The sequence below is a fragment of the Dolichospermum sp. LEGE 00246 genome, from assembly GCF_015207865.1.
Lineage (GTDB): Bacteria > Cyanobacteriota > Cyanobacteriia > Cyanobacteriales > Nostocaceae > Dolichospermum > Dolichospermum heterosporum.
Genome location: NZ_JADEWA010000184.1, coordinates 1 through 9773, shown reverse-complemented (window position 1 = coordinate 9773; position 9773 = coordinate 1). Strand labels below are relative to the sequence as shown.

The following is a 9773-nucleotide window of genomic DNA, read 5'->3' as shown; positions in this document are numbered from 1 at the left end:
ATATTCATATACGTAATGAAATATCAAAATCGGCAAGTGTCAATGGTTAGTAGTCACTTTATTAAAAAAGTCATCTATTGCCCATGATTTCTCTTTTAGCAAATTCTAGTTTTTTCATCTAAAAATGTCTGAACAACAAACAATTAGTCCTTGGAAATATAAACCTTGGTGGTGTCAGCCTTGGTCAATTATCCTCACTGCTGTCACATTAATTAGCGGTAGTTGGTTAATATTTAAAATTCTTTGGGTGACAATTTTAGTAGCTATTCCATTATTAATTTGGATGGGATTTTTTCTGTTAATTTGGCCACAAATGATGATTCGCAGTCGAGTCTTAGAAGATGTTTGAAAAGTTTGGGGCGAATATAATAGAGCATCCGGCTCCCGTCAGGGATACGCTACTACACAAACGAATTCCACGCCCGTGGAATAATTAAAATCAAGAGTTTTGTCTGTGTAGCCGCGACTTCTAGTCGCCAGGATAAGTAATAATTTAGATTTTTCAAACAACCTCTTAAACAAAATGACAGAATAACTAATTTAATAAATCAATCCTCCAATTCTTCTTCCTGACTCCTGACTGGGCGCAGTCCCTGCGCCCCTACCTCCTAGCCTTAATGATATGAATGCTCAAATTTCTATTATTATTCCCACACTCAATGAAGCGAGTAATATTAAAGAAGTAATTACTAGCAGTCAATCCAGTAATAATGTAGAAATAATTGTGGTTGATGGTGGTTCACAAGATCAAACATTATTAATAGCCAAATCCTTAAATGTTCAGGTGATTATTTCTTCTCCGGGACGTGCTAATCAAATGAATGCAGGTGCTATGGCTGCTAGTGGGGAAATTCTCCTATTTCTCCATGCTGATACTCGGTTACCGACTAATTTTGAACAGATGATTTGCACAACCTTAGCACAACCGGGAATTGTAGCTGGTGCATTTGCTTTACAGATAAATGCCCCCGATTGGGGCTTGCGTTTGGTCGAATTTGGGGTAAAATGGCGATCGCATCTTTGGCAAATGCCCTATGGTGATCAAGGTATTTTTCTCACCAAAGATGTATTTCAGCAAGTTGGTAATTTCCCCCAAATGCCAATTATGGAAGACTTTGAACTGATGAGAAAATTAAAAACTCTGGGGAAAATTTATCTATTACCAACACCTGTAATTACCTCACCTCGCAGATGGTTAAAAAAAGGAATTATCCAAACTACTCTCTGGAATCAAATTATTGTCATTGCTTATTTACTAGGGATATCCCCCCATCGAATTCGTAATTGGTACTCTTCTTCAAAATTGTAAATAATTCTTATGGTTATGACATTTTTATCAGAAATAGATTTAGCTTTAGTACAGGAATCTATTAGTGTATCTTCTCTCAGTTTCCTATCATTTTTACAAAATACTTTACAATGGATTAATAGTCTTGGTGCTGTGGGGGGAATAGTATTTATTGGTATCTACATTATTGCTACTTTGGCTTTTTTACCAGCCGCAATTCTCACTTTAGGTGCTGGTATAATTTTTGGGGTAATTTGGGGTTCTTTATATGTGTTTATTGGGGCTACATTAGGTGCTGTAGCCGCATTTTTAGTAGGACGTTATTTAGCTCAAAGTTGGATAAAAGAGAAAATATCTAGTTATAAAAAATTTGCCATTATTGATAAAGCCGTTAGTAAACAAGGATTAAAAATCGTCCTATTAGTTCGACTTTCTCCCCTTTTTCCCTTCAACTTATTAAACTATGCTTTCGGAATTACTAGTGTTTCTTTTCAAGACTATTTAATTGGCTCAGTGGGGATGATTCCTGGAACAATCATGTATGTGTATTTCGGTTATTTAGCAGGAGATTTAGCCTTAATTGGCACTCATAATCAACCGGTAAATCTCATCTTGAACTGGGTAATTAAAATCATTGGGTTAATAGCGACAATTGCTGTGACAATCTATGTTACTAAAATAGCTAAGAAAGCTTTAGACGAAGAAATTTGATTCCGAGGTTTAGTTGCTTATTTACAAAAAATTGAGAAAATCTGTTAAATATCAAACCGACAAAATTTTAATTATAATGTATCTATAAATAACAGATTGTCTAATCACAAACATACTTGATACTTGATTCTTCAGAGGTAAAAAAATGTCAAATTCAGAATCTCCAAGAGTCACAATGCGTCCAATGGATGAGTTTAATCAAAAACTAATCAAAAATGTTCATCCCGATAACTGGCTAAATCCCCAACCGGCTGATTATTATGATTTAGTAGTTATTGGTGGGGGAACTGCGGGTTTAGTTGTGGCTGCGGGGGCTGCGGGTTTAGATTTGGGTTTGAAAATAGCCTTAATTGAAAAAAATCTCATGGGAGGAGATTGTTTAAATTTTGGTTGTATCCCCTCTAAATGTTTAATTCGTTCTTCTCGTGTAGTTGAAGAAATCAAAAAAGCCAAAGATTTAGGGATTAATATTTCCCAGCAATTTGATGTAGACTTTGCCACAGTTATGGAGAGAATGAGACGTATTCGGGCGAGTATTAGTCATCATGACTCTGTGGAAAGATTTAAAAGTTTGGGAATTGATGTTTTTTTAGGTAATGGTGAATTTAAAAGTCATAATACTATAGAAGTTGATCAGCAAAAATTAAAATTTAAAAAAGCTGTCATTGCCACGGGTGCTAGGGCTGTGAGACCGAAAATTCGGGGAATTGAATCCGCAGGTTATTTAACTAATGAAACTGTTTTTTCTCTGACTCAGAAACCGGAAAAATTAGCAATAATTGGTGGTGGTCCTGTCGGTTGTGAATTAGCACAAACATTTCAGCGTTTGGGTTGTGAGGTGACATTATTTCATCGCGGTTCACATATTTTAAATCAGGAAGATCCAGAAGCAGCGGAAATTTTGCAAAAAGTTTTGATTGATGAAGGGATTCGTTTAGTATTAAATTGTCAATTAGAAGAAGTTGTCACAGTTACGGAAGGAAAACGCCTATATTTTTCTGTGAATAGTGAAAGAGATTCAGTGACAGTTGATGAAATATTAGTTGGTGCGGGACGTGCGCCAAATGTGGAAAATTTGAATTTAGAGGCAGTGGGTGTAGAATACGATCAAAGCTTCGGTGTGAAAGTAAATGATTATTTGCAAACCACAAATCCGAAAATTTACGCCGCTGGTGATATCTGCATGAATTGGAAATTTACTCATGCGGCAGATGCGGCAGCCCGAATTGTGATTAAAAATACCCTGTTTTCGCCTTTTGGTTGGGGACGATCTAAACTCAGTAGTCTAGTCATGCCTTGGGTGACATATACCAGCCCGGAAATTGCCCATGTGGGGATGTACGCACAGGAGGCGAAAGAATTGGGTATAGAGATAGAAACTATTAAGATACCCTATAATCGCATAGACCGAGCGATCGCCGATCATGAAGAATCTGGTTTTTTAAAGATTCATCACAAAAAAGGCTCAGATCAAATTTTGGGTGCAACCATAGTTGCTAATCATGCAGGGGAGATGATTTCCGAAATTACCACAGCTATTGTTCATCAAATTGGTTTAAGTAAACTTAGCAGTGTAATTCATCCTTACCCCACCCAAGCAGAAGCCATTAAAAAAGCCGCAGACGCTTATCGCAAGACTTTACTCACACCAAAAACTAAGCAATTATTGGGATTTTTAAGAAAATTTTCTTAAATTAAGAGTTTCAGATCCCCGACTTCTTAAAGAAGTTGGGGATCTTGTTCTTTGTTCTTGAGACTCAAGAAAATATTCATGGTAAAATTCATGAATAGAGAGAAAAAATTGACCCATCTATGGCAGAATTATCAGGACATCAAACAAAATGGAATATAAATCTCTGGCTGTTTTCAGCAGTATTGTGATATTTGGAATTTTAGAAACATTAATTCCCTTTTTTCAATATCATCAAACTTTACTTAAAAGAGTTATTCACAATCTAATTTTAGGTTTAGTAAATTCTTTATTGGTTAACCTCACAGTTATTTTAATCTTAAAATCTCTCTGGAAACCAACTTTATCACAGGGATTTTTTTATGATCTAAATTTACCCTGGTTGCACTTTATTCTCTCTTTTTTTTTGCTAGATTTATATATGTATACGTGGCATAGATTAATCCACACTTGGGGTTTTGCTTGGCGGTTTCACAAAGTTCATCATACAGATAGATGGATGAATATATCCACAGCTTACCGCTTTCATCCGGTAGAAGTAATTGTCTCCAATATTCCTAAAATTGGATTAATTTATCTATTGGGAATTACCCCAAATGCTTGGATATTATATGAATCTTTATTTGCTATATCCTTAGTTTTTCATCATAGTAATTTTGCTTTACCTTTCAAAATAGATAAATTCCTGAGTTATTTTATTGTTACACCTAATTATCATCGCGCTCATCATTGCCAATTAACAAAATATTTAAATAGTAATTATACCAGTTTATTAACTATCTGGGATATAATATTTCAATCTCGTTATTATCCGCCACAACCAGAAACCATCCAATTTGGTGTACCCGAAGAAACTAGAAATTTTAATGTGATCAGTTTATTAAAATTACCGTTTGTGCCTGTGAATAAACACGATTGATAGCATCAGAGATTATGAATTGAGTAGTGCTTTCCTAGAAGGTGCAATTATGCCTGATGGCTCAAAGTATAAATCATCAGTTAGCGATCGCTCTTAGAGGGTGTTTGAAAAGTTATGGTTGATGTATCAAATATTTTTTACCCCTCCCTAACCCTCCCCTTTACAAGGGGAGGGAACTAGATTTTTATTGTTTCCCCCCTTGTAAAGGGGAAAGGGGTGTAGCAATGTGATAAAAATTACGGAATACCACTTTTAAAACATCCTCTTAGTCAGTTTATATAAAACCAGGTAACGGATAGTAAATCCATTACCTGAAAATAGCCGTAAATTTTGCTAGATTTCTTGTTACCTATGCTCTCACAGGAACTTTTGCCTTACTTAATGTACCCAAAATTTGCTCTGCGGCTGCTTCACCGGTGTTGATAGCACCTTCCATAAAACCTTGCCAATCAGCGAGGTGTTCACCGGCAAAGTATACATTCTCAAACTTGCGCTCTAAAACTGGTCTAATGGTAAACCACTGCCCTGTACCATACACAGCATAAGCTCCTCCAGAATATTTATCATTGCCCCAGTAGTAGCTGGTCTGTTTGAGCAAATGGGATTTAGTTTCTCCAAAAGCAGGTTTAAGAGCATTATTAATCATCCGACTCCGCCATGTATCAGTCTGCCGAGAAACTACGTCAGCTTTATCGCCAATTGTGTATGAAATCAGCACTCCCTTTTGAGATGGCTGATTCTTAGTGGCATGATAAAAGTAGTGAGGCAGAATATCTGTTAATATGTCAAAACTTTCGTCTTTCCAGAAACGTTGATCATAAAGCAAAGCATTTTTATTAATCCGCGCATACTGTAAGGCATTAATTGCTGCTTGCTTGTCCTTCGGTAGCATCGGTTCCCAATGAATTTGACTAATAGCCAGTGTAGGAAGAGTGCAAATTACGTTGTTAGCCTCAATCTTGAAACCATCTTCACAGGTAATTGTGACAGTCTCCCCCGATTGAACCACTGAGACTACTTGATGATTGAGCAGAATTTTATCTCTACCAATCGCTTTTGCCATAGCTTTAGCAAGTTGATTATTTCCCCCCTTAATCTTGTAGTCCATCTCATTCTTTTCACTAGACTCAGCGTATTCTGCTAAAGCGGCAAATGCAGAGACCTGACGGATACTTTCACCAAAATCAGTGCTGTCTAGGAGTTCTCTAAGTTCCAAATCTCTACCACTAATGCCATTGTTGACAAGATAACGCCACCAATCCATTTTATCTAGTTCAACTTTGTCGGCTTCACTAAAATTAGCATAAGCCTGGAGAATTTCCTCAAATTTACTATTCCATGCTGTTGAGTAATCCCATTTAGCTTCAGTAAAATATTCATCTTGATAGATCAAATGAGTATTAAATTGGTTGTTCTTTAGCTCCAAACCAAATTCTTTACATAGTGCAATCAATCGTTTGTGAGATGCTCCCACCCACTCTGCGCCTAGTTCAATTGTCAAATTGTCAGTATCATCAATCTTGTGGGAAAATACGCGGCCGCCTATTCGTGAGCGAGCTTCGAGAATAGTCACATCTACTCCCTGTTTAGAAAGAAAATATCCAGCCGCCAAACCAGAAAATCCTGCTCCTAAAATCACCACTTTTTGAGGTGTGGTGATAGCAACTTGAAAGGTATTTTTAGCAGGTTTGGTGGCAGAAATTGGAAAACCATTAGCCAATGCAATTAGTCCAAGTGATCCTGCTGAACCTTGAGTCAAAAATTCTCGCCGAGTAGTCATAAGTTTGTTCTGGAAGAAAATATATTTTCAGTGATTTTAACCAAGTCTCAGTATAGGTGTTTCAGTGTTGCCAAACAATTAAGTTTTACAAAGTTATATGGAAATTTGGATAAAAAAGGCAAAATTTTACAGGAATCTACATAATACATCTGGTGAAAATTAAATATGCGTGACTTAAAACCTTTGTAGAGATGTTCCATGTGTAGAGATTCTCAGATCTACATCCTTTACCGGAGATGTCTATAGTGCTAAACCAAAAGGTGCAATTATGCCTGATGGCTCAAAATATAAATCTTCAGTTAGCGATTACTAGGTCGCGCTATCTCTTTCCTTGGGTCTTGTAAGGAATACAAGAGGCTACCGCGAACGCCGCTGATTTAAGATTAGAATTAATTAGCCAAATTGTTCAATTGGGAGTTTTTTCGCTGTGCTGAGTTCACCTTTACCCACTATCAACGCCCTCAAACAACCTACCAGTGATGCTTGGGTAGAGCAGGCGATCGCTAACCTTGATATTATTTTACTAGATCACTCCCACTGTGAACGCAAAGCCGCAGGAGTAGCATTAAATATGATGTTTCGCTATCCCTCTAATGCTAAAATGGTGAGGGAGTTAACAGCGATCGCTCGTGAAGAACTCGAACACTTTGAACTTGTTAATCAATGGCTAGAACGCCGTCAGATCAAACTAGCAGCCCTATCCGCACCCCCCTACGGTGCAGGGTTAAAATCCCAAGTCCGGGGACAAGAACCCCAGAGATTTTTAGACTCCTTACTCGTCACCGGCTTAATAGAAGCCCGCAGTCATGAACGCTTAGGACTCCTAGCTGCTAACTGTCCAGAACCAGAACTAGCTCAATTTTACCGCAGTTTAATGGCATCAGAAGCCAGACATTTTGGGATGTATTGGGTTTTAGCTGACACCTATTATGACCGAAAAATCGTCATGGACAGATTAGATGAATTAGCAGAGGTGGAAAGTCAATTATTATCAACCTTACACCCAGAACCCAGAATACATAGTTAGTCAGTTTTTGCCGGAGTATGGATTAACAACCAAGTTTGCAAATCATTCAAACTCTGAAAATCTAAAAGAGCTTCACTCAATTCTTCTAACACAGACAATGGTAAACCAGAAATAGATTTTATCTTTCTCTGAGATATTTTACCAAACCGCTTTGTTAATTGTCGAATCACCAAATTAATTGTAGCTTGTTCTATGCCTTGTTCTATGCCTTGTTCTAGTCCTTCCTCTAGTCCTTCTTCTCTGCCTTGTTCCAGTCCTTCCTCTCTGCCTTCTTCTTTAATTTCTTGATAAACTCTAGTTTCTTTGAGTGTAATTCCTAACATTGATTCTACCTCCCGACGACTCAGATTTTCAAACTTGTAGACCATGATTGTCGTGATCATCTCCATCATAGCTTGACTTGATGGTGTGACAATCTCCTCATGGGTTCTGGTTAATAAATATCTAGCTACTGCTGGGGCTTGACTTTCTCCCAGAGTAGTTAGTAACATGACACCTAAACCTAATGGTAATTCTTGAATATCTCCCAATTCATCTAAATATACTCGATGTACTTGAGGACTGTTGAGAAATCCACGATGAGGATAAATGTCATTTTGTTCTGTATTTCGAGATGGATAAATGATCACTATTTGCCAATCACAAAATCTTTTGCGATTACGATAAAAATATAGTGAAGTTTCCGCACAGATTCTTTCATACAATTCCTCATCTCTTTGAAATTGTACCTCACAAAAATATACTATGCCCTGTTCATCACCTTCTGGTGGTAAAAATACACCATCAATTGCAAAAGTCGGTTCTTTGACAGCCACAGAATCAAAGCGGTAAGCCTGAGCATTAATCGGCGGATCTGTCAACAGTTCAAACAACAAAGATGGATATTGTTGAAAGAGTTTATAAAAAAGTGAATCTCTTCGCATAAATCATGATTATAATATTTACTGGTTAAAATTCCTCAAACTTTGCGTCTTTGCGCCTTTGCGCGAAACATAATTTAACTGTAAAATAGAAAAAACCCCGGAGGTAGAATTACGGTTTACGCACGTCCCCTAGCCAGATTAATCGAACAATTGCAACGGCTACCCGGAGTTGGTCCAAAAAGCGCCCAACGTTTAGCTTTGCACATCTTAAAAAGACCAGAAGCAGAAGTAGAAGCCTTAGCTCAAGCACTTATTGACGCAAAAAAACAGATCGGTTTGTGTAAAGTTTGTTTTCACCTTTCATCAGATCCAATCTGTGAAATTTGTCGTCATCCTCAGCGAGATAATACAACTATTTGCGTAGTTGCAGATTCTCGTGATGTGATTGCATTGGAAAAAACCCGTGAATTTAAAGGTAAATATCATGTTTTAGGTGGCGTAATTTCCCCTATGGACGGTATTGGACCAGAACAGTTAAATATTCAGCCTTTAGTCAGACGGGTAAGCGAACAAAAACCCCAAGAGGTGATTTTAGCTATTAGTCCTAGTATCGAAGGAGAAACCACAACATTATACATAGGTCAATTACTAAAACCATTTACAAAAGTCACCCGCATTGCTTTTGGTTTACCTGTAGGTGGTGATTTAGAATATGCTGATGAACTTACCTTAGCTAGAGCATTAGAAGGACGGAGAGAGCTAGATTAAAAGTAGCAAATTTGATTACCAAAATGTTTTTTACCAACTCCCTAGAAAATCAACTGCAAGAGTGGAATAATACCATTAACACTCAGCCAAATAATGTCAATGCTTATGTCCGTCGCGGCATGATTAATTTTAAATTAGGAAAAATTGCCGAATCAATTCAAGATTTTGATGATGCAGAAAAGTTAGACATTCAAATTACTCCTTATTTGTGGCAACGAGGATTATCTTATTATTATGCAGAACGATTTGCTGAAGGTGCAAAACAGTTTGAAATAGATTTAACTGTTAATGCCCAAGATGTGGAAGAAACGGTCTGGAGATATCTTTGTATAGCTAGATTATCCGGTGTTACAGAAGCTCGTAATTCTTTATTACCTGTGAAAAATGATCCGCGAAAAATCATGAAGTCTGTTTATGATTTATTTGCAGGTAATTGTACAACAGATGATGTTTTGAACGTAGGAAAATTGGCAGGATTAAAAGGTAAGTTTTACAGTCATCTCTATTTGGGTTTATATTATGAAGCTGAGAATAATTGGGAGTTAGCACAGGAATATATAGTTAAAGCTGCGGATGAGTATAAGCTTGATGATTATATGTGGTATTTAGCAGTAGTGCATAAGCAATTACGAGAATGGGAGTAATATAAATTATACATCTCCAGAAATAAAATTTCACGAATCGCTTCCCCTCCCTAACCCTCCCCTTTACAAGGGGAGGGTTAGGG

10 protein-coding genes are annotated in these 9773 nt (G+C 37.2%); 8 read left to right on the top strand and 2 right to left on the bottom strand.

The window, feature by feature from the left end; all coding sequences use genetic code 11:
- The first annotated feature begins 124 nt into the window (after positions 1–124).
- From IQ228_RS13525 to IQ228_RS13505, 5 genes are all read left to right on the top strand, one after another.
- Positions 125–349: a DUF6737 family protein gene (locus IQ228_RS13525; RefSeq protein ID WP_027404173.1), complete on the top strand. Its 225-nt coding sequence runs from the start codon at positions 125–127 to the stop codon at positions 347–349.
- A 273-nt stretch (positions 350–622) separates the two neighbouring features.
- Positions 623–1309 (top strand): TIGR04283 family arsenosugar biosynthesis glycosyltransferase, encoded by a 687-nt coding sequence (locus IQ228_RS13520; RefSeq protein WP_027404174.1) that lies wholly within the window; start codon positions 623–625, stop codon positions 1307–1309.
- On the top strand, positions 1310–1999 hold the full coding sequence (locus IQ228_RS13515; protein WP_370566891.1) for a TVP38/TMEM64 family protein: 690 nt from the start codon (positions 1310–1312) through the stop codon (positions 1997–1999).
- Positions 2000–2144: 145 nt separating this feature from the next.
- The gene (locus IQ228_RS13510; RefSeq protein ID WP_193963125.1) at positions 2145–3692 is read left to right on the top strand and encodes a mercuric reductase; all 1548 of its coding nucleotides are present in this window, start codon (positions 2145–2147) and stop codon (positions 3690–3692) included.
- Positions 3693–3840: 148 nt separating this feature from the next.
- Positions 3841–4608, top strand: coding sequence for a sterol desaturase family protein (locus IQ228_RS13505; protein ID WP_193963123.1), 768 nt, complete (start codon positions 3841–3843; stop codon positions 4606–4608).
- A 349-nt stretch (positions 4609–4957) separates the two neighbouring features.
- Here IQ228_RS13505 and IQ228_RS13500 read toward each other — a convergent pair whose 3' ends face one another.
- Positions 4958–6388 (bottom strand): NAD(P)/FAD-dependent oxidoreductase, encoded by a 1431-nt coding sequence (locus IQ228_RS13500; protein WP_051424431.1) that lies wholly within the window; start codon positions 6386–6388, stop codon positions 4958–4960.
- Positions 6389–6815: 427 nt separating this feature from the next.
- Between IQ228_RS13500 and IQ228_RS13495 the strand changes: the two genes are divergently transcribed.
- Complete coding sequence (locus IQ228_RS13495; protein WP_039201206.1) at positions 6816–7415, top strand: tRNA-(ms[2]io[6]A)-hydroxylase; 600 nt, start codon at positions 6816–6818, stop codon at positions 7413–7415.
- Here the strand turns inward: IQ228_RS13495 and IQ228_RS13490 are convergent.
- The gene (locus IQ228_RS13490) at positions 7412–8338 is read right to left on the bottom strand and encodes an Rpn family recombination-promoting nuclease/putative transposase (RefSeq protein ID WP_193963121.1); all 927 of its coding nucleotides are present in this window, start codon (positions 8336–8338) and stop codon (positions 7412–7414) included. The genes IQ228_RS13495 and IQ228_RS13490 overlap by 4 nt on opposite strands.
- Before the next feature lie 108 nt (positions 8339–8446).
- On the opposite strand from IQ228_RS13490, the gene recR reads away from it, so the two are divergent.
- Entirely contained in the window at positions 8447–9046 is a 600-nt protein-coding gene (gene recR, locus IQ228_RS13485) for a recombination mediator RecR (protein WP_071992843.1), read from the top strand.
- Positions 9047–9069: 23 nt separating this feature from the next.
- On the top strand, positions 9070–9690 hold the full coding sequence (locus IQ228_RS13480; RefSeq protein ID WP_027404181.1) for a hypothetical protein: 621 nt from the start codon (positions 9070–9072) through the stop codon (positions 9688–9690).
- The last annotated feature ends 83 nt before the right edge of the window (positions 9691–9773 follow it).

What these genes read in the sequence shown, in the direction of transcription:
- IQ228_RS13505 (WP_193963123.1), top strand. Translation starts at nt 3,841, where the DNA reads ATGGAATATAAATCTCTGGCTGTTTTCAGCAGTATTGTGATATTTGGA.
- IQ228_RS13500 (WP_051424431.1), bottom strand. Translation starts at nt 6,388, where the DNA reads ATGACTACTCGGCGAGAATTTTTGACTCAAGGTTCAGCAGGATCACTT.
- IQ228_RS13480 (WP_027404181.1), top strand. Translation starts at nt 9,070, where the DNA reads ATGTTTTTTACCAACTCCCTAGAAAATCAACTGCAAGAGTGGAATAAT.
- IQ228_RS13520 (WP_027404174.1), top strand. Translation starts at nt 623, where the DNA reads ATGAATGCTCAAATTTCTATTATTATTCCCACACTCAATGAAGCGAGT.
- IQ228_RS13510 (WP_193963125.1), top strand. Translation starts at nt 2,145, where the DNA reads ATGTCAAATTCAGAATCTCCAAGAGTCACAATGCGTCCAATGGATGAG.
- IQ228_RS13490 (WP_193963121.1), bottom strand. Translation starts at nt 8,338, where the DNA reads ATGCGAAGAGATTCACTTTTTTATAAACTCTTTCAACAATATCCATCT.
- IQ228_RS13525 (WP_027404173.1), top strand. Translation starts at nt 125, where the DNA reads ATGTCTGAACAACAAACAATTAGTCCTTGGAAATATAAACCTTGGTGG.